Source organism: Streptomyces sp. NPDC060209, from assembly GCF_042728155.1.
Lineage (GTDB): Bacteria > Actinomycetota > Actinomycetes > Streptomycetales > Streptomycetaceae > Streptomyces.
On sequence record NZ_JBHWZS010000060.1, the window covers coordinates 1 to 20,898 of the forward strand.

Annotated in this window: 21 protein-coding genes; 6 read left to right on the forward strand and 15 right to left on the reverse strand. The window is 65.4% G+C overall.

Annotation, left to right across the window (positions count from 1 at the left end; all coding sequences use genetic code 11):
* Nucleotides 1-162 precede the first annotated feature (162 nt).
* Together ACFWFI_RS14565 and ACFWFI_RS14570 are read left to right on the forward strand one after the other, a co-directional pair.
* A protein-coding gene (locus ACFWFI_RS14565; protein WP_387389385.1) for an IS5 family transposase occupies nucleotides 163-992 on the forward strand; the annotation gives its coding sequence in 2 pieces (ribosomal slippage) (nucleotides 163-475 and nucleotides 475-992; 831 coding nt in all).
* 33 nt (nucleotides 993-1,025) lie between these two features.
* On the forward strand, nucleotides 1,026-1,307 hold the full coding sequence (locus tag ACFWFI_RS14570; RefSeq protein WP_387389309.1) for a hypothetical protein: 282 nt from the start codon (nucleotides 1,026-1,028) through the stop codon (nucleotides 1,305-1,307).
* On the opposite strand, the gene ACFWFI_RS14575 is transcribed toward ACFWFI_RS14570, so the two are convergent.
* The 15 genes from ACFWFI_RS14575 to ACFWFI_RS14645 form a co-directional block, all read right to left on the reverse strand.
* Nucleotides 1,304-2,188, reverse strand: a complete 885-nt coding sequence (locus tag ACFWFI_RS14575; RefSeq protein ID WP_387389311.1) for an aldo/keto reductase — start codon at nucleotides 2,186-2,188, stop codon at nucleotides 1,304-1,306. The genes ACFWFI_RS14570 and ACFWFI_RS14575 overlap by 4 nt on opposite strands.
* Nucleotides 2,189-2,456: 268 nt before the next feature.
* Complete coding sequence (locus ACFWFI_RS14580; protein ID WP_387389313.1) at nucleotides 2,457-3,248, reverse strand: SDR family NAD(P)-dependent oxidoreductase; 792 nt, start codon at nucleotides 3,246-3,248, stop codon at nucleotides 2,457-2,459.
* A gap of 347 nt (nucleotides 3,249-3,595) precedes the next feature.
* On the reverse strand, nucleotides 3,596-3,913 hold the full coding sequence (locus ACFWFI_RS14585) for a putative quinol monooxygenase (protein WP_387389315.1): 318 nt from the start codon (nucleotides 3,911-3,913) through the stop codon (nucleotides 3,596-3,598).
* A gap of 91 nt (nucleotides 3,914-4,004) precedes the next feature.
* Nucleotides 4,005-4,778, reverse strand: a complete 774-nt coding sequence (locus tag ACFWFI_RS14590) for an SDR family oxidoreductase (RefSeq protein WP_387389317.1) — start codon at nucleotides 4,776-4,778, stop codon at nucleotides 4,005-4,007.
* 136 nt (nucleotides 4,779-4,914) lie between these two features.
* Nucleotides 4,915-5,895 carry an aldo/keto reductase gene (locus ACFWFI_RS14595; RefSeq protein WP_387389319.1) on the reverse strand — a complete coding sequence of 327 codons (981 nt, stop codon included), beginning with the start codon at nucleotides 5,893-5,895 and terminating at the stop codon, nucleotides 4,915-4,917.
* A gap of 128 nt (nucleotides 5,896-6,023) precedes the next feature.
* A complete protein-coding gene (locus ACFWFI_RS14600; RefSeq protein ID WP_387389321.1) occupies nucleotides 6,024-6,869 on the reverse strand; it encodes an SDR family oxidoreductase in 846 nt (281 codons plus the stop codon).
* Between the two features lie 34 nt (nucleotides 6,870-6,903).
* Nucleotides 6,904-7,236: a carboxymuconolactone decarboxylase family protein gene (locus ACFWFI_RS14605; protein ID WP_387389324.1), complete on the reverse strand. Its 333-nt coding sequence runs from the start codon at nucleotides 7,234-7,236 to the stop codon at nucleotides 6,904-6,906.
* Nucleotides 7,237-7,365: 129 nt separating this feature from the next.
* Nucleotides 7,366-8,637 (reverse strand): MFS transporter, encoded by a 1,272-nt coding sequence (locus ACFWFI_RS14610; RefSeq protein WP_387389326.1) that lies wholly within the window; start codon nucleotides 8,635-8,637, stop codon nucleotides 7,366-7,368.
* 69 nt (nucleotides 8,638-8,706) lie between these two features.
* The gene (locus ACFWFI_RS14615; protein WP_387389329.1) at nucleotides 8,707-9,588 is read right to left on the reverse strand and encodes an aldo/keto reductase; all 882 of its coding nucleotides are present in this window, start codon (nucleotides 9,586-9,588) and stop codon (nucleotides 8,707-8,709) included.
* A gap of 219 nt (nucleotides 9,589-9,807) precedes the next feature.
* Nucleotides 9,808-10,686, reverse strand: coding sequence for a helix-turn-helix transcriptional regulator (locus ACFWFI_RS14620; RefSeq protein WP_387389332.1), 879 nt, complete (start codon nucleotides 10,684-10,686; stop codon nucleotides 9,808-9,810).
* A 443-nt stretch (nucleotides 10,687-11,129) separates the two neighbouring features.
* Nucleotides 11,130-12,224 carry a CaiB/BaiF CoA transferase family protein gene (locus ACFWFI_RS14625; protein WP_387389334.1) on the reverse strand — a complete coding sequence of 365 codons (1,095 nt, stop codon included), beginning with the start codon at nucleotides 12,222-12,224 and terminating at the stop codon, nucleotides 11,130-11,132.
* Nucleotides 12,225-12,390: 166 nt separating this feature from the next.
* Nucleotides 12,391-13,134 carry an alpha/beta hydrolase gene (locus tag ACFWFI_RS14630; protein ID WP_387389337.1) on the reverse strand — a complete coding sequence of 248 codons (744 nt, stop codon included), beginning with the start codon at nucleotides 13,132-13,134 and terminating at the stop codon, nucleotides 12,391-12,393.
* Between the two features lie 339 nt (nucleotides 13,135-13,473).
* A complete protein-coding gene (locus tag ACFWFI_RS14635; RefSeq protein ID WP_387389339.1) occupies nucleotides 13,474-14,340 on the reverse strand; it encodes a MaoC/PaaZ C-terminal domain-containing protein in 867 nt (288 codons plus the stop codon).
* Nucleotides 14,341-14,360: 20 nt separating this feature from the next.
* Nucleotides 14,361-15,071, reverse strand: a complete 711-nt coding sequence (locus ACFWFI_RS14640) for a nitroreductase (RefSeq protein WP_387389341.1) — start codon at nucleotides 15,069-15,071, stop codon at nucleotides 14,361-14,363.
* Between the two features lie 335 nt (nucleotides 15,072-15,406).
* Nucleotides 15,407-16,051, reverse strand: a complete 645-nt coding sequence (locus tag ACFWFI_RS14645; protein ID WP_387389343.1) for a TetR/AcrR family transcriptional regulator — start codon at nucleotides 16,049-16,051, stop codon at nucleotides 15,407-15,409.
* Between the two features lie 239 nt (nucleotides 16,052-16,290).
* Between ACFWFI_RS14645 and ACFWFI_RS14650 the strand changes: the two genes are divergently transcribed.
* The 4 genes from ACFWFI_RS14650 (at nucleotide 16,291) to ACFWFI_RS14665 (ending at nucleotide 20,734) form a co-directional block, all read left to right on the forward strand.
* Nucleotides 16,291-17,919, forward strand: coding sequence for a class I adenylate-forming enzyme family protein (locus tag ACFWFI_RS14650; protein ID WP_387389345.1), 1,629 nt, complete (start codon nucleotides 16,291-16,293; stop codon nucleotides 17,917-17,919).
* 162 nt (nucleotides 17,920-18,081) lie between these two features.
* The gene (locus ACFWFI_RS14655) at nucleotides 18,082-19,248 is read left to right on the forward strand and encodes an acyl-CoA dehydrogenase family protein (protein WP_387389348.1); all 1,167 of its coding nucleotides are present in this window, start codon (nucleotides 18,082-18,084) and stop codon (nucleotides 19,246-19,248) included.
* Nucleotides 19,248-19,436, forward strand: coding sequence for a hypothetical protein (locus ACFWFI_RS14660; protein WP_387389351.1), 189 nt, complete (start codon nucleotides 19,248-19,250; stop codon nucleotides 19,434-19,436). The genes ACFWFI_RS14655 and ACFWFI_RS14660 overlap by 1 nt, the downstream gene beginning before the upstream one ends.
* Entirely contained in the window at nucleotides 19,433-20,734 is a 1,302-nt protein-coding gene (locus ACFWFI_RS14665) for an MFS transporter (protein ID WP_387389354.1), read from the forward strand. Before ACFWFI_RS14660 ends, ACFWFI_RS14665 begins: the two co-directional genes overlap by 4 nt.
* Nucleotides 20,735-20,898 lie beyond the last annotated feature (164 nt).

Here is a 20,898-nt window from a genome sequence, read left to right on the forward strand (position 1 = left end):
GCCGGTGAACGTCTCCACCCACAACGACTCAGCCCGCAACACCCCGCCCATACAAGAGGAATGCCCTATCCCAGGCGTTCTGCAACAACCTTTAGAGCGTGTCTCTTTGATCGGCTGGTCAGTTGATCGGACGTGTCTGTCCGATTAGTGATCGCTGATGCGATGTGGGACCGGATCGAGCCGCTGATGCCGGCCGATCCGGTCCGCGGTCGACGATGGGCCGATCACCGCCGAACCTTAGAAGCCATCGCGTGGAAGTACCGCACCTGCTCTCCCTGGCGGGACCTGCCGGACGAGCTCGGCTCGTTCCAGACCGCGCACAAACGCCTGATCAGGTGGGCTATGGACGGCACCTGGGAACGCATCCTCGCCGCAGTTCTGGCAGCAGCCGACGCTGATGCCGACATCGGCTGGACCGTTTCAGTGGACTCCACCGTTTGCCGGGCTCACCAGCACGCTGCCAGTGCCAGAAAAAAGGGGCACCAGGCCGGGCCGAACCTGACGACCACGCCCTCGGACGCTCCCGCGGTGGCCTGAGCACGAAAGTCCACCTTGCCAGCGACAGCCGGGAACGGCCCCTGACTCTTCGCGTCACCGCAGGCCAGGCGGGCGACGCCCCGGCCTTCGAGACCGTCATGGCAGGCATCCGTGTTCTGCGAAGCGGACCGGGTCGACCGAGAACCCGACCCGATGCCGTCCTGGCGGACCGGGCGTATTCATCCCGCGCGATCCGCAATCACCTCCGGCGTCGTGGAATCCGCGCTGTCATCCCCCAGCCGTCCGACCAGGTCGGCCACCGGCTGCGGCGGGGCCGCGACGGAGGCCGACCACCGGCCTTCGACGCCGAGGCCTACAAGCAGCGCAACGCTGTCGAACGGTGCATCAACCGACTCAAGCAATGGCGCGGTCTGGCCATGCGAACGGACAAGCTCGCCATCGCCTACCAGGCCGCACTCCACCTCGCCGCCATCCTCATCTGGACAGCCACTTGACCGCCGAAGCGCCTTGCCCGCGAGGATGGCCACATGGACGATCTTGTGAAGTTCCTCGTCGCACGCATCATGGACGACAACCACGCCTACGCCTACGTGGCCAGCACCCTGGGCGGCAAGGCTCTCCTCGACAGCCACCTCCCCATGCTCGATCTGATCGAGCAACTGGCGAACGACTACAAAGCCATGGACGCCGCGGACTCCCGCTCGGCCGGCCTGGCATACGCGCTGCGAGTCCTTGGCCAGTCATACGCCGAGCATCCCGCCCTACCAGCAGGAATGGCGCCCATAGCCTTTCAAGGAGACAGTCCCTAGTCGTCGATGGGGAAGCCGTAGTTGTCGAGGTTGAGGGAGTCGGGGTCGGGGCCGCCTCGCACGCCGGTGTCCAGGGCGTCGATCGCGGCGACCTCGTCAGGCTTCAGGGCGAAGTCGAAGACATCGAAGTTTTCGGTGATGCGGTGAGCCTTGACGGACTTCGGGATCGCGGAGAAGCCATGCTCCAGGTGCCAGCGCAGGACGATCTGCGCGGGAGTCTTCGCATACTTGTCGGCCAGGGTGGTGACGACCGAGTCCTCGAGCGGGTTCGTCTCGGCGTCTCCGTAGATGTACGAGCCGCCCAACGGCGACCACGACTGGGTCAGGATGCCGTAGCGGTCGTTCGCCTCGCGCCACTCGCGCTGCGAGTAATAGGGGTGTACCTGGATCTGGTTGACCGCCGGGACGATGTCGGTGCGGGAGATGACTTCGTCGAGTTCCTCCGGCGTCTGGTTGGAGACACCGATCGCACGTACCCGCCCGTCAGCGAGGAGCCTCTCCGCCGCTTTGTATGCGGCGATCGTCTTCTCGAAATCGGAGGGCAGCGGCTGGTGCAGCAGCCACAGGTCGAGCTGCTCGATGCCGAGCTTGCGCAGGCTTACGTCGAACGCGCGCAGGGCCGAGTCGTAGCCGTAGTCGCTGATCCACAGCTTCGTCGTCACGAAGATGTCGGAGCGGTCGACGTCCGAGCGGGCGATGGCCTCGCCGACCTGGCGCTCGTTGAAGTAGGCGGCGGCGGTGTCGATCAGGCGGTAGCCGCCGTGCAGTGCGGCGAGGACCGCTTCGGTGGTCTCCTCCGGGGCGCTTTGGTAGACGCCCAGGCCCAGGGCGGGCATCTGTACGCCGTTGTTCAACGTGATGAACGGGTTCGTTCCAGTCATGGTTCGTTCCTTTTCTCGTGAGTAGCAGCACGGGTTTCGCCCGCGTAGACACGATCAGCGATGGCTATTTGTTCTGATATGACCGGAGCCCGCTCCAGTGACCAGTGCGACCTTGTCGGGGAGTTGCACGATGTTTTCCTTCTTCGTTCCAACGGTGCGCGATGACGCGGCTGTTTTCCGGGCAAGGGGACCGCGCCTGGGCAGGGCTGTGATCACGCTGGGCCCCCGCAGCGGTGACCGCCTGCGGGCATGGACGGCTCTCGCAGATTCAGTCGGTGGGAGCCGCCGCAGACAGCAGTTCGGTTCCAGTGAGCTCGGCGCAGTAATCCAGAAGCCGGTCCTGCACCTCGGGTGATTGCGTGGCCGGGTGGGGAGTGCGGGCCTGCTGGTGGTGGAAGTATTGGCCGCTCACGCGCACGTGAAGGTCATCGCTCGCTGCCAGCCACGCCTGCGTGACGGGAGCCAGCTGCAAGTCGTCGGTGGCGCTGCTCCCACCCATCTTCGTGGGAACCCAGCCAGGATCAACGGCGTTGGAGAGGGCTTCTGGCCAGTTCCTTGCGACGGCGAGGGCGAGGGTGGTGACGTAGAACTTGGACTCCGAATAGGCCTGGGAGCCTTGCCACGGGCGCCTTGTCCACTGCGGGTCGCTCAGAGTGGTGTCACCGCTGTGATGCATCCCGGAGCTGAGATAGACCAGCCGCCGGGGTGGGGTGATCAACGCCGTCAGGAGGTAAGGGGCCACTACATTGACGGCGAAGACGTCCGAAAGGCCGTCCTCGGTCTCCTCCCGTCTCCGCCCGTAGTATCCGACGCCGGCGTTGTGGATGACAGCGTCGAAGGTGCCCATGGCGTTGACCTGGGTGGCCACGTCACGGGTCTGAGCGATGCTGGCAAGGTCACCGACGGCGACGCCAATGTTGGCGGGGAGCGCGGCGCGTGCGTCGCTGGCCCGAGCGTCGTTGCGTGCGTGAAGAGCCACTGCATGGCCCTGCCGAGACAGCAGCTGGGCGGCCATCAGGCCGAGGCCGTCGGTGGAACCGGTGATGAAAATGCTAGCCATGGATCCTCCCTGATGGGTGTGGACGTGGAAAACCGGCAGGACGTATCTGGCCGGAGGCGCAGGTCTGAATGACGAGTCTGTTGAGGTCGTCGTGGGGCGGCTGATCTCCAGCTAACTGCGCGATGGCCGGCTGGGGGAGGCCCGGCTGAAAGGGGTTTCGGCAGGGACCCCAATGCTGGCAAGGGACCGACCGGACACCCACTGCACTGGACCGCGTGACCTCATCGCTGAGCAGGCGGCGCCCTTCGACGCCACAGCCCTCATCCTCCTGGCCGCAGGCTGACCCACGGCGCACGTGCCCACCGGAAGCCGGCCGTCAGTGGGAGCCCGGTGCGATCACAGCGGAACTACTCCGGGTCGCTGACCCGCTTGCTGGTGGTGACCTTCAGAGGCACTTCGAGCAGCGGGGTCAGCTGCTCGACGACCCTGGTCACATTCGGGTGTTCGGCGTGTTCCGCGATCGCTTCGGCCGAGGTCCAGCCGTCGATGATGTAGAAGGTGTCGGGCTGGTCCGCCTGCTGGTAGAGGTCGTAGTACAGGCAGCCGCTTTCCGCCCGGGCCGGGCCGACGAGTTCCAGCAGGAGTTCGTGGACCTGCTGCCTCTGCGACGTCTTGGCGTGCACTTCACAGATGATGTGGCGCTCTTGTGACTTGGCAGTCGTCATGTGCATTCCTGCTTTCTTGCCGCGCGCGTGGACGCGCCTTTGGTGTACCGGCGTGTCCCCCGTAGGCCGCGGCGGTGGTGGCTCGTGGCCGTCAGTTCTGTCCTGCGTAGACGCGGGTCATGCCGCCGTCGACGATCAGGTCGATGCCATTGATGTAGCTGCTGGCATCGGAGGCCAGGAAGACGACGGCGTTGCCGATGTCCTCGGCAGTTCCCACCCGGCCGGCCGGGATTTCCATGGCGACGCGCTCGACGTAGGCGGCGACGTCGGCGTCGCTGAGCTTCTGCTCGTGGCCGTAGCCCTCGGTGGGCACGACGCCGGGGCTGACGGAGTTGACCCGGATCCGGCGGTCCTTGAGGTCGGTCGTCCAACTGCGGGCGAGGGAGCGGACGGCTGCCTTCGACGATGCGTAGGCGGCGAAGCCGGGCAGTCCCATGTCGGCGGTGATCGACGCGTTAAGGACGACGGACGCGCCGTTGCGCAGGACGCCCAGCATGCTCTGCACTGTGAGGATGACGCCCTTGATGTTGATGCCGAGTTCGCTGTCGATCTGTTCCTCGGCGAGCTCGGGCAAGGGCGTTGCGTGGCCGCCGCCGGCGTTGGCAAAGAGGATGTCGAGGTGGCCGTGGTTCGTCTTAATGGTCTCGGCGAGGCGCAGCATGTCGCTCTTGCTCGCGACGTCGGCCTGGATGCCCCGGGCGGATGGACCGAGCTTCTCGGCGGCGGCGTCGAGGACGTTCTGCCGACGGCCGGTGATGTAGACGAACGCTCCCTCTTCTATGAGGCGCTTGGCGGCGCCGAAGCCGAGGCCGGTCGTGCCGCCGGTGACCAGAGCGACACGGCCCTGGAGTACGTGCTGTTCCACGAGTCTTCTTCCCTACAAACTGAGTCCTCCTCTCCGACGAAGCGCCTGTAGCGGCGCTTCGTCGGAGAAGGGTGATGCGTGGTGAGAGGCGGTCTCCGCCGGAGACTGGTCTCTATGTCGGCCGCTCGCCGGTGCGTTACCGGTTGACGGTCTTCTGCTGTGCTGCGGTGTAGCGGTCTCCCTTGATCTGCACCTCGGAGACGGCGGTCTCGATGCGCTTCAGGTCGTCCGCGGTGAGGCGCACGTTGTCGGCGCCGATGTTCTCTTCGAGCCTGTGCAATTTCGTCGTGCCGGGGATCGGGGTGATCCACGGCTTCTGTGCGAGGAGCCAGGCGATGGCGATCTGGGCGCGGGTGGCCTGCTTGGCCTCGGCGATGTCACCCAGCAGCGCGATGAGCGCGAGGTTGGCCTGGCGCGCCTCGTCCTCGAAGCGCGGCAGGACGTTGCGGACGTCGTTCTCCGCGAACTTCGTGTCCTGGTTGATCGCGCCGGTCAGGAAGCCCTTGCCGAGCGGGCTGAATGGCACGAAACCGATGCCCAGTTCTTCTAGCGTCGGCAGGATGACCTGCTCGGGCTCGCGCCACCACAGGGAATACTCGCTCTGCAGGGCCGTGACCGGCTGCACCGCGTGGGCCCGACGGATGATGTCCGCACCGGCCTCGGACAGGCCGAAGTGCTTGACCTTGCCTTCCTGGATGAGATCGCGGACGGTTCCCGCGACCTCTTCGATGGGTACGTTCGGGTCTACCCGGTGCTGGTAGAACAGGTCGATCCGGTCTGTCTGCAGGCGCTGCAACGACTGCTCGGCGACCAGGCGGATCCGCTCCGGTCGGCTGTCCAGGCCGGCTGCGGAGTTGCCGTCCTTGAAGCCGAACTTCGTGGCGATGACGACTTGGTCGCGCACCGGCGCGAGGGCCTCGCCGACCAGCTTCTCGTTGGCTTCGCCGTAGGCTTCGGCGCTGTCGAACAGCGTCACGCCTCGCTCAGCGGCGGCCCGGATCAGCTTGATGGCCTCACCGGTGTCCGCGGCCGGCCCGTAGCCGAAGGTCATGCCCATGCAGCCGAGTCCGATCGAGGACACTTCCAGGCCGCCGGTTCCCAGTTCACGCTTGTTCATTGTCGTTCTCCTTTCACATGCCACGGGCGACCTGATCGAGGTCGCGCCCGAGGCCGTACATCTGGCTCCGCGAGTTCTCAACAGAGCTCTTGGCGCCCATGGTCTAGCGGGCCATGGGTTCGTGTTGGTCAGGCCGCGCCGTCGTCGTGGGCCAGGTCCGTCCCCAGTGCGCGCGATGCGTCCACCTGGGCCAGCAGCTCCTTGGCGTGGGCCTCGATTGAGGCGATGGCATCGGCGCCGGCGATGAACCGCACCGGAGGCTCCTCCTGGGCAGCGACCTTCAAAATTGCTTCGGCGAGCTTGGCCGGGTCACCGGTCTGCTGGCCGTTCATGGTCTTCCATCCTGCGACCTGCGCCGCGGTGTTGTCCGCGTAGTCGTCGACGGTCAGCTCCGGCCACGTGGTGGAGGCTTCCACCAGCAGCTCGGTACGGAAGAACCCGGGTTCCACTGTGGTGGTGTGGATCCCGAACGGGGCGACGTCCAGGTGCAGGGCTTCCATCCAGCCCTCGACGGCGAACTTGGAGGTGGTGTAGGCGGCGGTGAACTCCTGGCCGACCAGTCCGGCCAGCGACGAGATCGTCATGATGTGCCCGGCCCGCTGCTTGCGCATGACGGGCAGCACGGCACGGGTGACGTTCATCGGGCCGAACACGTTGGTCTCGATCTGCTGACGCATCTGCTGATCGGAGACGACCTCGAAGTAGCCGGCGTAGAAGTTCGCGGCGTTGTTCATCAGGACGTCGATGCGGCCGAACCGTTCGACGGCCGCGCGGACAGCAGTGTTGGCGGTGTCGGGGTCCGTGAGGTCCAGGGCGGCGACCAGGAGGTTGTCGTGTTCACCGCCCAGGGCCTTCAGGACGGATTCGGGGCGGCGGCCGGTGGCCACCACCTGGTGGCCGGCTTCCAGGGCCTGGCGGGCGATGTCCACGCCCAGGCCGCGGCCGGCGCCGGTGATGAAGAAGACCTTGCTCATGAGGGGTGTCGCTCCAGACGTGTTGGTGCGGGGGTCAGCTCGCGTCGGCGTTCGACTCGACGATGCTCTTGAGCTGAGTGATCGCGGACATCGCGTTGGGCCAGCCCGCGTAGAACGCGATGTGGGTGATGGTTTCGACCAGCTCGTCCTTCGTCACACCGTTCTCCAGGGCCTTCGGGAGGTGGAAGGCGAGCTGGTCGGCGCGGTGGAGCGCGATCAGGGTGGTCACGGTGATGAGGCTGCGATCCCGCTGGGAGAGACCCTCACCCGCCCACACCTCACCGAACAGGACATCGTCGGTCAGCCGGACCAGCTCGGGCGCGAAGTCACCGAGCATCTTCTGAACGGCGGACTGCTCTTCAGCCATGACGTACAACCTTTCGAGTGTTCAATCTGTTACGAAAAGTATTCAAGAGGGGGTGGTGGGCCGCGATCGGACAGTCGCTCGCGGCACCCCGTACGGGGGCCCGGGGGTGGCACCCCGCACGGGGCGGTCTCAGGCGCCGGCGCCTGCAACCAGCGCGGGGCTGGTTTCGGGGTCATCCGGCGAGTTCTCCTCGTCCTGCCCCGACAGGGACGCCTTGGGCGAGTCGGTTCGGGTGGCGCGTATCGCGGCGAGGATCAGCAGCGGAATCAGGCCGAGGCCGACCATGACCACGCCGACGATTTCCGGGCCGGTCACGCCGAGCGAGGAATCCAGAGTCTTGCCCGCCAGCCATGAGACGAGTGCGATTCCGACGTTGAAGGCCGACACGGTCAAAGCGGCAGCCAGGGCGGGGCCGGAGTGGCCGAAGCGCACCGCCAAGGGAGTCGCGATGGAGGTGATGCCCAGGCCGGTCAGGCCAAGGAGGAACACCAGAACGATGGTCGGCACGACGCTGGTGGACAACGGGATGAGCAGGAGCAGGACCAGCGCGGAGGCGACGGAAGTGGTGATGAACGTGGCCAGCGGCTTGCGGTCGCCCAGGCGTCCGGTGATGTTGGTGCCCAGCAGGGCGCCGATACCGAAGCCGACCAGGACCAGCGGCACTACCTCTTCGGACAGGCCGGTCCGCTCGGTGAGCAGCGGAGAGATGTAGCTGTAGGTGGCCATGAAACCGCCCGTGACCAGCGCGGTGGCGGCCAGCACCAGCCAGAGCCGGCCTTGGCGCACCACGCCGAACTGCGAGGAGGCGGAAGGCTCCTCGCGGTGTTCCTCGGCGGGAATGAACCGGCCGATGATCAGGGAGGCAACCACAGCGAGCGCTGCCAGCGCCCAGAACGTGCCGCGCCAGCCGATCGACTGGCCGACAAAAGAACCCAGCGGCACACCGGCCACGATGGCCAGGCTCATGCCGCTCATCATCACGCCCATGGCGCGGGAGGCGGAGGCGCTGCCCGCGGCGGAGGTGGCCACGACCGAAGCGACGGCCACGAACGTGCCGGTGGCGAGCGCGGTGATCACGCGAGCCGTGAGCACGATGGTGAAGGACGAGCTGAGAGCGGCGATCACATGGCCGACGGCGAAGACGGCCAGCGCCAGGATCAGTGTGGAGCGCTTGGGTAGACGCCGCGTGGCGACCGAGATCGCGGGTGCGCCCACGATCTGCCCAACGGCAAATGCCGTGATCAGCAGACCGGCCTGGGAGACGCTGACGTCGAGGTCGGAAGCCATCTCGGGCAGGATGCCCGCGATGATGAACTCGCTGGTAACCATCAGGAAGGTGCCCAGGGCGAGCAGCACAACGATGAACGGCAGTTTCGTGGATTTCTCTCGAAGAGGGGACATGCGGGGGAGAACCTTTGCCGGATGCGGGGGGAAGAGGGGGTGCCTGGAGCGGTCAGGCGTCGTATCGGCTCAGCCGAAGGAGTCGGCCTTGATGCTGTCGGGGTCGGGGCCACCGCGAAGCCCGGTGTCGAGCGCGTCGACCGCGGCAACCTCGTCGGCGGTGAGAGCGAAATCGAAGATGTTGGAGTTCTCCGCGATGCGGTGGGCCTTGACAGACTTCGGGATCGCCGACAGGCCCTGCTCGATGTGCCACCGCAGGACAACCTGCGCGGGGGTCTTGCCGTACCGGGCCGCGATCTTGACGACTGTGGGATCCTCCAACGGACTCTGACCGGCCTGCGGCGCAGCGGACCAGTACAGGTTCACCCCGCCCAGCGGCGACCAGTCCTGAGTGACAACTCCGAGGTTGGCGTGCACGTTGCGTAGCTCGCGCTGGATGAAATACGGGTGCAGCTCAACCTGGTTCACCGCCGGCACCACGTCAGTGCGGTCGATGAGATCGCGCAGCTGCCCAGCGCTGAAGTTGGACACGCCGATCGCCCGCACCCGCCCGTCGGCCAGCAGCTTCTCCATGGCCTTGTACGCGGCGACCGTAGAGTCGAACGCGGACGGAAACGCAAAGTGCAGCAGGTACAGGTCCAGGTAGTCCAGGCCGAGGTTGTCCAGGCTGGTGTCGAAGGCGCGCAGGGTGGCGTCGTAGCCATAGTCGGACAACCACAGCTTGGTCGTCACGAAGACCTCGCCGCGGTCGACACCGGAACGGCGGATGCCCTCGCCGACCTCCTTCTCGTTGCCGTAGGCGGCAGCAGTGTCGATCAGGCGGTAGCCGTCCTGGAGGGCGGTTGTCACCGACGCGGCGGTTTCCTCCGGTGCGCTCTGGAAGACACCAAGGCCCAGAGCGGGCATCTCCACGCCGTTGTTGAGCGTGAGCATCGTGCTCTTGGCAGTCATTTCTCGTTCCCTCGCGTGGAGCGGGGTCGGCCGAAGCGGTAACCGGCCGGCCCCCAAAAAGTGGGGCAGTAACCATGCAACCGCGAATACGAAGAACGAGGGAGTCTCTGCTGTGAGGGGTACTGGTAGGGACCCCCAGCCGCATCAGCACAGGTCACAGCCCCGCCCCTGGCCGAAGGCTGCGGTCAGGGGCGGGGCGGCGGAGGAGCGGAGGCAGACTCAGTTATCGGAGTGCATCTCGGCGGCCTGCGCCGCCTCGGATGTGGCGGACCAGCTCGCTAGCAGCTTCAGAGCATCTGCGGCTGAGGTGGATGCCGCGCTGTACACCGTCACGGTCAGCCCGCAGTCGTCCGGCAGGTCCATTGAATCGTACTCAAGGGATAGGTCGCCGACGACAGGATGGCTGAAGCGCTTCGTCCCCTTACGGAAGACGTGCACATCGTGGGCACCCCACATGACACGGAAGGTGTCACTACGGGTCGACAGCTCGCCGATCAAGTTCGACAGCTCCCGGTCGTAAGGGTTCTTGCCCGCCTCGATCCGCAACGCACCCACAGCACCCTTGGCAATGCGTTCCCACTCGACATAGAGCCTTCTTGCTACAGGGCTGAAGAATACGAACCGGGCGACGTTCGCCCCGCACACCGGATCGGCGTACATCTCCGAGTACAGCGCGCGCCCGAGCGGATTGGTCGCCAGTACGTCGAAGCGGTTGTTCTGGACGAACGCTGGCATCCCTGGCATCCCTTCGACGATCCGCTGCACGCTCGGCCGCACGGTTGACCGGGCAGGCTGGCGCCTCGCCCGGGCCTGCGTGGTGTTCGCCGCACGGGCAAGGTCGTACAGGTGCGTGCGTTCTGTATCGTCGAGCTGCAACGCCTGAGCGAGCGCATCGAGAACGCTGTCGGAGACACCAATGAGATTGCCGCGCTCCAGTCGCGTGTAGTACTCGACGCTGACACCGGCGAGGGTTGCGACTTCGTTCCTGCGCAGGCCACTCACCCTGCGGTTGCCGTAAGTGGGCAGACCAGCCTGCTCGGGCGTGATCTTGTCACGGCGAGACTTGAGGAAAGCGCGTATTTCAGCCTGGTTGTCCATAGCCTCAGGCTAGACACGAGCCTCCGCTTCTGAGAGACCCTGTCAGTACCCCCATCAGCAGTAACCCCAACACTTCGTACATCAGGCAGTGCGAGACAGCAGGTCGCACGGGCCAGTGGCAGCGAGGGTCGGCGGGAATGGAGGGCCGTACCAGCTGTCCGCACTCTCAGGCTGTGTCGCCGCAACGACGCGACTGTCGCCCGCCGGCGCACCAGGCAATGAGGTGTCCCTCGGGGGATCAATCCTTCCGAGGGACACCTGCGGTTAGTCACGCTGACACGTGGTTACCGGCCCGGCGCTTCGCGGAGCGTCGCCGGCGATCTCTACACGTCGCTGCGGCTCTATACGACATCGACGACCTGGCTGACATCGAGCCGGACACCATGTGCTGGAAGCCGAACCGACAGTCTGGTCAGACAATCACAGCCGTCGACGAATCGAGGCTAGATCGAGGCCCACTCTTTCGCGAGGGTCGAGGCCGAAGTGATCTCAGCTTGCGCCCGGTTGGCACGATCAGCGGGGGTGCGCGAGAAGCGCGGTGCACTGGCGGCTTGAGGGACGCCGTTCGTGTTCCAGATTGTTTCTCGGGATGCGATGTGCGGGTGGGAAGGTGCTTCGGAGTAGCTCAGCACTGGCGTCACACAAGCGTCCGTCAGAGCGAAGGCCGCCCCCCATTCGTCGCGGCTTCGGGTAAGGAATGCCGCCGCGAGTGTCGCGCGCAACTCGCCCCATCGTGACGTGTCCATCTGGACGGCGGTCCAACTCTCGTCAAGGCCTAGTTTTTCGACCAGGAGAGCGAAGAACTGCGGCTCGATCGCACCCACTGCTACGTATCCGCCGCATGCGCATACGTAAGTGTCATAGAACGGCGCACCCGAGTCCAACAGGTTCGCACCTCGCTCCTCCCCCCACTGTCCGCTGTGACGCAGCGACCAGATGCCCTGGGACAGGAGCGTAACCCCATCGACCATCGCAGCGTCGATCGTCTGCCCCTCACCGGAGCGAGTTCTCTCGACGAGTGCCGCGAGTATGCCCGTGAGTACCAGCATCGAGCCCCCACCGAAGTCTCCGACGAGGTTCAGCGGCGGCGGCGGCTTCTGATCCGCAGCGCCAATCGCGTGCAAAGCTCCCGACAGCGCGATGTAGTTGATGTCGTGACCCGCTGATGTCGCGAGGGGACCGTCCTGCCCCCAGCCTGTCATGCGTGCGTAGACGAGGCCGGGGTTCAGGTCGCGGCACACACTGGGTCCGAGTCCAAGACGCTCCATAACGCCCGGACGAAAGCCTTCGACAAGTACATCCGCGTGCGCGACCAGCTTGAGAAGCCAATCACGTTCACCCGCGTCCTTGAGATCGAGTCCGATGATCCGACGGCCCCGAAGCATCGGGTCGAGGAGCGCGCTACGGTCGCGCTCTGCTCCTGCTCTTTCGACTCTGATGACGTCGGCACCAAGATCGGCGAGGACCATGCAGGCATGTGGTGTTGGCCCGATCGCACCCATCTCAATGACTTTCAGTCCCTCCAAGGGCCCGCTCATCGAGTCTGCCTCCTGTTCTGCCACTCGCCCCGCGAGGGTCGCGGCAACCAATGGTCTTTGGGGATTCGTTAACGGTCCTGCGGGCACGTGACCGTGAGACTTTCGCCTGGCGTGCGGAAGGGCGGGCGCTTTGCGCTGCCGCCTGCAGCCGCCGCCCACCAACCATTCAGCTCATCTTGAGCTCTGCGACGGCCGTCGTTGGGGCGCCGGCGAGAGTGGCAGCGAACGTCTCCAGCATGTCCGCAAGTTCGGCCGGCCGGGACAGGAAGGGAGAGTGCGAACCCTTGATGCGGAGAGCGGGGCGCCCAGTCAACATCTCCGCGAACCACGTGGACCACGTCTCGTACACGGACCGGTCCTCGCTTGCCTGGATGTAGATGCTCTGCGCTGTGGGGCGCTCGACCCTGTTCATCGGGCCGGCGACCGCCGCGGCTGTCTGTGGGACGAGGGCCTCAACGGCTGTCTTGGTGACCTCGGGTTCGCAGTCGAGGTAAAACGCGGTGCGGGCGGCATCGAACGTCAAGTTGATCAGACCTTGCGCGTCCACCGGCATGTCCTCCGGCGGGATGGAGATCGGGCCCGCCGGCTCGTCCGGGTACAACCCAGGAGGAAACATGATGGTCGCGCACAGAAACACGAGCCCCGATACGGGAATTCGCTGCTCCAACCGCAGGGTCGTGTACCCGGCCAGCGAATGGCCCACCACGATGACGGGTTCTGTGGCATCTTTGAAAGCCTCGACCGCTGACTCGAGGTAGTCGTCCTGCGTCGCGCCGAGATCATTCACCGGCAGGTCCACAGTCATCACGGAGTGGCCCCGGCCCTGCAACTCGGCAGACAAAATTTCCCAATGCGCGGCCCTGTGGCACGCGCCGTGAACCAGTCCGAACAGGGCCATCGAATCCTCCATGAAGCGCTATCGTCTTCGACCGGACGACTTCTCTAATTGAGATTAGACAGGGGTGTGCTCCTGAGCAACCCCGACTTCGACATCCGAGGAAGGGCTGGCTAGTCCCTGGGCGTCAAGTTCGGGCAGTTGCGCGGACGGCGCGGCAGTCGCACCCGTGTCCGTACCTTCGGGTTGTTCGATCAGGTGAATGACTCTCCGGCCGTCCACCGTGGGGAATCTCTGATGTTTCCCCGCAACCCTGCCAACTCAGCTGTCCAGCGACATCGGTTCGATCCCAAGGAACCGCTGGTCGTGGCGAAGCCCCACCCGGCCGGAGTTGCCGTTCTGTGCCCGTCGCGATCACGCCGGACCGATCTCGATGAAGCCGTCGCTCAGGCACAGCCTGCCGTCGCTAAGGGCGGTCTCCCACCGGAAGGTGCTCGACGAGGCGTCACTCGCGTACACGGTCGTAGTGAGGGTGTCGTCCAGCAGTACCGGGCTGCTCATCCTCACCGCTATGCGTCTGACGCGCGAGCCATCACCAGTACACACAGCACTCATGACGTCTTGAGCCGCAATCGCGAACGTGCAGTTCCCGTGGTTGATCACGCCTGTGAAGCCGTACGACTTCGCCACCTCGGCGTCGATGTGAACCGCCTCTCCGTCACCGGACGCCCTTGCGTAGCGAAGTGTCTGATCATGGTCCAGTTCACGGGCAGGGGACACCCGGAGCGGCACCATGGGTCCAGCAGGGGGCCGACCTCGGTCGACGAGCGGTCCCACTGCCTTCGGTAGCCGGACCTTCCTGATGAACATCGTGACGAGTTGATCGATTACCGGAAGCCCCTTGTCGCACACGGACATGGCCCGGGCGCTCAGCGTCATTCCCGTCGTTGTCGGTGAGGCGTTCACTACTGCTGCCCTGGTCCACAACCGCATCCCAGGAGTGATCGGCGAAACCAGCCGGATGTCCTGCTCGCCGTGCAGCGCCCGCAGAAGGAGCTCGGGGCTCAGAGTGCTCTTCAATCGCTCGAACGCTGTCTCCCAGGCGGGCAGCACGGCGAACACAGGGTTGGCCGACAGGCCTGCGGCCCGGTCCGGGTCGGCGTCGTTGGTGGAATCCGCATACGCTGCGAGACGGTCGTGATCCACGGTGAAGAGCTTGGGCTCTGTCCAGAGCCCGATTGACAACAGATCGGGCAGTTCTGAGGGGGGGTTGGAGACCATCTACCTCTCCTGAATGATTGTCACTTCGAGACCCATTCGACCGAATCGTCGATGGGTGCACGCTCTGTGCGGAAGCTGTTGACGGGATGGCTGTGGTCGGGCAAGCCGAACGAGACCCCGCAGACGATGTCCCGATCGTCGGGGATCGAGAAGTACTCACGAACCAGGTCGGACTGCATGGCGATGGCGGCTTGGGCGATGGTTGCAATTCCCAGGCTCTGCGCCGCGGCCAGGAGCGTCGAGACGTAGGCCCCGCAGTCAACGAGCCCGTAAGGTCCGAGGCGCTTCTCGGACGTGATGACGGCGAGGTGTGGCGCTCCGAACATCCTGAAGTTCTCAAGCATCTGCTGGGCACGCCGCTCCCGGTCGCCGCGATCGATGCCGAGGCTCTCGTAGAGGGCGTACCCCGATGCGCGCCGCCGCTCCTGGTACACGCCGAGGTACTCGCTGGGCTCCGGCACATCAGACTTCATCGGCCGTGTCTGCGCGGCCTCGTAGAGAGCCTTGCGGAAGCGCTCGGTGCCGTCGCCGCTGGTCACGACGACCTGCCACGCCTGCGAGTTGCACCAAGAAGCGCTTCGCTGCGCCATCGTCAGGAGCCGGCGGATGGTCTCCGGCTCGAGCTGATCGGGCAGGAATGCCCGACAGCTGTACCGATCGTGAAGGATTCGTTCGAGCATGTCGGCTTGCACCGACGACTCGTCCAGCTGGCTTCCTACGTTTGCGCTCATGAGGTCTCCCGAACTCATCGTGCCGCTTCGACTTCTTGCCTCTTCTTGGACACAGGTCTGCACGCCAGACGCTGACGGCAGGCGGTCGTAGGCGGTGGTTTCGCTCTGACCGTTCCGCGGTCCCCCGAGGTGACGCCCATCGTCGTCGCTCGGGACCCTAAGGGCGCGGGCCGCCAAGGCCGGGGCCGGTTCGCTCCGCCCCTGGCATAGATTCTAATTTAGATTAGAGGAGGCGGAAAGCGGAACCCCCTGGCATCCGGCTGGTGACGTCAGCGGTGGTGCGAGGGGGTCGAGTGAGCTTGAGTGCTGGCGCCGGTGTGGGGCGCGACCCGCCCTCAGGTGGAGCGGTGGTGCTGCACCTGGAAGGCGCGTCGGATCAGGCGGACGGTCGTCGACAGCAGCTCCGCCTTGGGAGTGCGCTCGGGCTTCCACCACTCGGCTGTGGAGTTCAGGGAACCCATGAGCAGCTGGTACGCCACGTGCCAGTCGATCGCCCCGCCGATCTCACCGTTGTCGAGTGCCTCGTCGAAAAGAGACTTCCAGACGTGTCCGTACTCCCGGCGTTGGACCATGAGGCGGTCCTGCATCTCTTGTGGCAGGTGGCCGAAGTTCCGGGTCGATGCTGCTGAGAACGGGGAAATCGACACGATCGCGTCAAGGTGGGCGGTCGCGGCCGCGCAGATCTTGTCCAGCGCCGGTGCGGTATCGGGGAGGCTTGCAAGGGCCTCGTGCACCTGGCCGATGATCAGACCCTCACCTTCGCGGATCACGCTCTCTATCAGGTCTTCCCGGTTGGGGTAGTAGTAGTAGATCGTGGCCGCCTGCAGCTCGGCCAGCTCGGCAATGTCGGACAGCCGGGTCTCCGCGTATCCCTTCGCGCGTAGTACCTCCGCTGCGGCATTGAGAATTCTCCCGCGCGTGTCGCGACCTGGCTGTGTGGCTCTGTCCGCGCCAACCTGCCTCGTTTCCGCAGAGACCACTGACTCTCCCGACTTCGAGATTGAAATTGAACCTCCAGTGTAGACGGTACGTCCCGCGATCAGCCTGCCGTCCAAACGGCCTGCAGGGGTCGGCCGGGGCTCCACTGCTGCTGTGTGAACCGCGGCAGCGCTCTCGCCGGCCAACCGGAACCTGTCCGTTCTCTTGACGCTCGACAGAGTCGTATCTAATTTAGATTAGACAGATGGAGCGACGGCGTCCCACCTCAGGCGGACGATCAGTGACGTCACAAGAAGAGCTCCGCCTCGATGACGGGGATGTACAAAGGGGTACGGCCATACTTGCCATCACCGATCTTCTGACACGGAGCTACCGCGAGTTCGGGCCGCGCCCGGCCGTCGTGGACTCCAAAGGATCACTCAGCTATGCGGACCTCGCAGAGTTGGCCCATCGCGTGGCACATGGACTGATCCACCTCGGCTGTCGGCCGGGCGATCGCATCGCCATCGCGGCCCCCAACCAAGTGGAGTGGGCGGTCGTCGAGCATGCTGCCTATCTGAGCGGACTGGTCCGCATAGGCTTGCTGCTACGTCTGCATCCGCAGGAGATTGCCCAGATCGCCACCGACGCGGAACCGACCGTGATCGTGGCCGAAGGAAAGTGGCTCGATGAGGTCGGGGTCGACTGGATTCCCGGCTCTGTCCAGGTCATCGTCAGTATCGGGCCGTCCGCGCACGCAACGGTCACGTACGAGGAGCTCAGTGCGCGCGTCGCGCCGGAGCCGCTACCCGGAACGCATCCGGACGACGACGTCGTCCTGTACTACACCTCAGGGTCGACCGGCGTACCCAAGGGCGTCCGGCACAGCGGCATCGGTGTCGGCGCCATGGTCCACAACCTCCTCACGGAACTGCCGGACCTTGGACCCGAGGACGCCGTTCTCCACAGCGCACCGCTGAGCCACTTCAGTGGTTGCGTCGCAACGGCAGTTCTTGGTGCCGGTGGGACCAACCTGCTCGTGGGGAGCTTCGACATGGACCAAATCCTGTCGGCGATCGAGCAGTCACAGGTCTCGATACTGGTCCTTGTTCCCACCCAGCTCAACATGCTGACCGCCGAGATCCTCCGACGGAGAGGCAACGGGCAGGCCGTACATATCGACAGCCTCAGGGCGATCGTGTACTCCGGGTCCGCCATCGCCCCCGAACGCGCCCATGACGCACAGGAAGTCTTCGGTCGCATCCTCATCCAGTTCTACGGATCGTCCGAGGCCCCACTGCCGCTGACATCACTGCATCCCGCGGATCACCGAACCGATCTCATCGACTCGGGCGGTCTGCCCCGCCTCGCTTCCGCCGGCCGGCCCACGCCCAACGTCGAGCTGCGCATCGTGGGAGACGACGGGCGCGAGGTCCCCGCCGACGCACCCGGTGACATCCAGGTGCGTGGACGACAGACGATGCGGGGCTACTGGCGACAACCCGAGGCAACTGACGAGGTCATGGACGCGGCCGGATGGATTTCCACCGGAGATGTCGGATACCTCAGCCAGGAGGGCTACCTCTACATCGTCGACCGCAAGAAGGACATGATCGTCACCGGCGGATTCAACGTCTACTCCCGTGAGGTGGAGAACGCAATCGCCCGACTTCCCGGTGTTCGACAGGTTGCGGTGGTAGGCGCACCGAGCGAGAGGTGGGGCGAGGAGGTGACGGCATTCGTCATCCTCAACCCTGAAGCTCTGGTGACGTGTAACGAGATCGTGGACCACTGCCGCGTATCCATAGCCGGCTACAAGGTGCCGAAACAGGTCCATCTGGTCGAGACCTTCCCGACCACGGCAACGGGCAAGATCAAGAAGCAAAGCCTCGCAGATGAACTCTGGGCCGGACGGGACAGGCGGGTCTGATTCCGACCCTCCCTCCATGCCGTCGGCCGATCCACGGTGACGCACCGAGATCGCCGTTCGGTCCTCCCTGTCAACACCCGCCACACCGACACCCGTTGGTGGCCGAGTTCCGGACGCCCGGAAATAGCTCATTCCGTACATCGATGACCTGACGGAGAAGACGTGGACTTTGAACTGACTCAAGACCAGGAGGACATCCGCCGGGGCGTCCGCGATCTCGCCAGCCGGTTCTCCGACGAGTACTGGGCTGAGCACGACCAGAAGGGCGAGTTCCCCACGGAGTTCTACAACGCCTTCGCGGACGGCGGCTGGCTGGGGATCGCGATACCCACTGAGTACGGCGGCGGCGGGCTCGGCGTGCTCGAGGCATCGTTGCTGCTCGAGGAGGTAGCTGCATCGGGCGCGGGCATGAACGGCTGCAGCACGATGCATCTGACGATTTTCGGGCTGAACACGATCGTCAAGCACGGCAGCGACCAGATGCGCGAGGAGATCCTTCCTGGCGCCGTCGACGGCACGCTCCACGTCTGCTTCGGTGTCACAGAGCCGGACGCCGGCACCGACACCACTCGGATTTCCACCTTCGCCAAGCGCGACGGCGACTCCTATGTCATCAACGGCCGCAAGGTGTGGATCACCAAAGCCGGACAATCGCAGAAGATGGTCCTGATCGCTCGGACCACCCCGCGCGATCAGGTCGAGAAGCCCACCGACGGGATGAGCCTGTTCGTCGTCGATATCCAGTCGGATCAGGTGAAGCTGCAGGCGATCCCGAAGATGGGGCGCAATGCGGTGCCGTCCTATGAGGTCTACATGGACGACTTCCGTGTTCCGGTCTCCGCCCGGATCGGCGAGGAGGGCATGGGCTTTCGCTACCTGCTCGATGGGTTGAACCCGGAGCGGATCCTGCTCGCGCACGAGGCACTCGGCATCGGACGGGCCGCGCTGCGGCGGGCGGTCCGCTACGCCAACGAACGTGTCGTGTTCGATCGCCCCATCGGCAAGAACCAGGGCATCGCGTTCCCCCTTGCCGAGGCCGCGACCCGGCTCGACGCAGCGGAGCTGATGGCCCGCAACGCTGCGTGGCGCTACGACAAGGGATTGCCGTGCGGCCGAGAGGCGAACATGGCCAAATGGCTCTGTGCCGACGCCGGCTTCGAGGCGGCCGACCGGGCGATCCAGACCCATGGCGGGATGGGCTTCGCCCGCGAGTACCACGTCGAGAGGTACTTCCGGGAGTCGCGACTGCTGCGGCTGGCTCCGATCAGTCAGGAGATGGTTCTCAACTACGTCTCCCAGCACGTCCTCGGAATGCCGAGGTCCTACTGATGTGCGGCAAGAGCACGCTCTCCGGCAGAGAGCGGACCAGCGTCCTCGCGCCGCCGGTCGAAGAGATCCAGGGCGATTGGTTCGCCTCGGTGCGACACGACGCACTCGACGCCGCCGGCGACGGATGCTACGCCCCACACGGCGACGTCGTGGCTCACATCCCGCTCTGGGCGGAGGCAGCGAAATGACCACCACCACCGGAACAGCAGCCGCCCACGGCCTTAAAATGGCTCCCCGCCAGCGCAAGGCGGTCGTGGCGGGCGCCATCGGCAACACCGTCGAGTTCATCGACTGGGCCATCTACACCACTTTCGCCCCGATCTTCGCGGCGCAGTTCTTCGCCTCGAGCGACGGGACGTCTGCGTTGCTGTCCACCCTCATGGTCTTCGCCGTCGGTTTCGTCATGCGCCCTATCGGTGGAGCACTCCTGGGAATCTACTCAGACCGACACGGCCGCAAGAAAGGCCTGACGCTCACCATCGCCCTGATGTCCGGTGCTTCCGCGATCATCGCGATCGCCCCGACGTACGCACAGGTCGGGGTGCTGGCGCCCCTGATCCTGCTGTTCGCCCGACTGGTCCAAGGCTTCTCTGCGGGCGGCGAGTTCGGGTCGTCATCGGCGTTCATGGTGGAGTCCGCGGCCCCCGAGCGGCGCGCATTCGCCGGGAGCTGGCAGCAGTTCTCGGTCGGTGCCGGCACGATGATCGCGGCGGGGATGGGAGCCTTGCTCACCAGCACGCTGGAGGAGCCTGCCCTGGAGAGCTGGGGATGGCGGATCGCTTTCGGCGTCGGTGCATTGCTCGGTGTGGTCGGGCTGTGGCTGCGCGTGTCCGTCGCCGAAAGCGAGGCTTTCACCCAGGTCGCCGAGCGACCAGGGCCGCGGCGGAATGCGTTCATAGTGATGGTGCGTGAGCACCCGGGGGCGGCGCTGCGCGTCGTCGGCATCACCATCGCCGGCGCGGTCGTCTACTACATGTGGATTTCCTACATGCCGGCCTATGCGCACCTGGCCACCGGTATTCCATTGCGCGATGCTCTGCTGGCCAACACGATCTCGCTGCTGGTGTTCCTGGTGGCGCTGCCGTTTGGTGGGTTGCTGTCCGACCGGCTGGGCCGCAAGCCGACCATGATCGCGTTCGCCGTCGGGTTCGTCGTCCTGCCCTGGCCAGCATTCCACCTGCTCAGCGACAGTTTCCTCGGTCTGCTGGTGATTGAGCTGATCGGGATGCTGCTGATCGTCGGATACTCCGCGAACTGTGCGGCGGTGATGGCCGAGCAGTTCCCGGCCGAGGTGCGCAGCACCGGCATCGGCCTGCCGTACGCACTGGCCATCGCCCTGTTCGGCGGAACCGTTCCATACGTATCGACCTGGATGCACTCCAGTGGGCTGGGTGACTTGGTGTGGCTCTACGTAGCGGGTGCCGCTGCTATCGGCGTCGCCGTCTACGCGACGATGCCCGAGACAAAGGGCCGACCGTTGCCGTGAGGCGCCTCGGAACTGATGTTCTTCCTGGTGCTCGTCGGCCGAGCGGGAGGGCGGCACCGGCGTGGACGCGTGCAAGTGCGTGCGGGGTGTCTGCGGACACGGACGCTCACCGAGGCGGAGGACTCAAGCCATGGTCGGCAGGGTCAACAAGGAGCGAGTGCGTG

Bases quoted from the DNA above. Each gene is read 5' to 3' on its own strand.
- ACFWFI_RS14615 (WP_387389329.1), bottom strand. From the start codon at position 9,588: ATGACTGCCAAGAGCACGATGCTCACGCTCAACAACGGCGTGGAGATG.
- ACFWFI_RS14640 (WP_387389341.1), bottom strand. From the start codon at position 15,071: ATGAGCGCAAACGTAGGAAGCCAGCTGGACGAGTCGTCGGTGCAAGCC.
- ACFWFI_RS14595 (WP_387389319.1), bottom strand. From the start codon at position 5,895: ATGAACAAGCGTGAACTGGGAACCGGCGGCCTGGAAGTGTCCTCGATC.
- ACFWFI_RS14665 (WP_387389354.1), top strand. From the start codon at position 19,433: ATGACCACCACCACCGGAACAGCAGCCGCCCACGGCCTTAAAATGGCT.
- ACFWFI_RS14570 (WP_387389309.1), top strand. From the start codon at position 1,026: ATGGACGATCTTGTGAAGTTCCTCGTCGCACGCATCATGGACGACAAC.
- ACFWFI_RS14635 (WP_387389339.1), bottom strand. From the start codon at position 14,340: ATGGTCTCCAACCCCCCCTCAGAACTGCCCGATCTGTTGTCAATCGGG.
- ACFWFI_RS14585 (WP_387389315.1), bottom strand. From the start codon at position 3,913: ATGACGACTGCCAAGTCACAAGAGCGCCACATCATCTGTGAAGTGCAC.
- ACFWFI_RS14605 (WP_387389324.1), bottom strand. From the start codon at position 7,236: ATGGCTGAAGAGCAGTCCGCCGTTCAGAAGATGCTCGGTGACTTCGCG.
- ACFWFI_RS14580 (WP_387389313.1), bottom strand. From the start codon at position 3,248: ATGGCTAGCATTTTCATCACCGGTTCCACCGACGGCCTCGGCCTGATG.
- ACFWFI_RS14630 (WP_387389337.1), bottom strand. From the start codon at position 13,134: ATGGAGGATTCGATGGCCCTGTTCGGACTGGTTCACGGCGCGTGCCAC.
- ACFWFI_RS14600 (WP_387389321.1), bottom strand. From the start codon at position 6,869: ATGAGCAAGGTCTTCTTCATCACCGGCGCCGGCCGCGGCCTGGGCGTG.
- ACFWFI_RS14575 (WP_387389311.1), bottom strand. From the start codon at position 2,188: ATGACTGGAACGAACCCGTTCATCACGTTGAACAACGGCGTACAGATG.
- ACFWFI_RS14610 (WP_387389326.1), bottom strand. From the start codon at position 8,637: ATGTCCCCTCTTCGAGAGAAATCCACGAAACTGCCGTTCATCGTTGTG.
- ACFWFI_RS14625 (WP_387389334.1), bottom strand. From the start codon at position 12,224: ATGAGCGGGCCCTTGGAGGGACTGAAAGTCATTGAGATGGGTGCGATC.
- ACFWFI_RS14660 (WP_387389351.1), top strand. From the start codon at position 19,248: ATGTGCGGCAAGAGCACGCTCTCCGGCAGAGAGCGGACCAGCGTCCTC.
- ACFWFI_RS14620 (WP_387389332.1), bottom strand. From the start codon at position 10,686: ATGGACAACCAGGCTGAAATACGCGCTTTCCTCAAGTCTCGCCGTGAC.